The sequence below is a fragment of the Microbispora sp. CSR-4 genome (assembly GCF_008033685.1).
In the GTDB taxonomy this organism is placed as follows: Bacteria; Actinomycetota; Actinomycetes; order Streptosporangiales; family Streptosporangiaceae; genus Microbispora.
In genome coordinates this window covers 1-695 of the sequence record NZ_VJVX01000220.1, presented here as the reverse complement: position 1 = coordinate 695, position 695 = coordinate 1, and the positions used below count along the sequence as shown (strand labels likewise).

Genomic DNA, 695 nt, shown 5'->3' with positions numbered 1-695 from the left:
GGCCAGATATCTCCCCGCTCCTTCCGTACTTGTCCCGGTCGGCGACAGTCGAGCGGGTGAAGAGCAGCAGGGAGATCATGGAGATTCTCGAGGCGTATGACCTCACCGGCAGTTACCGGGCTGCAGCCGATCTGGCCGGGTGTGACCACCACACGGTGGCCCGTTATGTGAAGATGCGGGCGGCGGGGCAGGCCCCCGAGCAGCGCAAGCACCGGGAACGGGCGATCGATGCCTACCTGCCGAAGATCGAGGAGCTGGTGGTCCGCTCGCGGGGGAAGATCCGCGCGGATGTAGTGCACAAGCGGATCGTCGCGATGGGGTTCACCGGCGGTGAGCGCACCACCCGGCGGACCGTGGCCGAGGCCAAAGCGCAGTATCGGCTGGGCCGCCATCGCATCTACCGGCCGTGGGGGGTCGAGCCGGGGCTGTGGCTGCAGTGGGACTGGGGCACCGGCCCGCTGATCGGCGGGCGGCCGACCACGTTGTGGTGCGCGTGGCTGGCCTGGTCGCGATTCCGGGGGGTGATCCCGGTCTGGGACAAGACGCTGCCGACGATCGTCGCGTGCCTGGATACGACGCTGCGCCGGATCGGCGGGGTGCCGGCCTATGCGCTGACTGACAACGAAAAAACCGTCACAGCCGAGCACGTGGCCGGGATCGCGGTCCGCAACGCCGAGATCGTCGAGGTGGCCAAG

Annotated in this window: 1 pseudogene; it reads left to right on the top strand. The window is 68.6% G+C overall.

The window, feature by feature from the left end:
• Positions 1-56 precede the first annotated feature (56 nt).
• A pseudogene (locus FLV34_RS39535) lies at positions 57-695 on the top strand (IS21 family transposase); the annotation flags it as partial.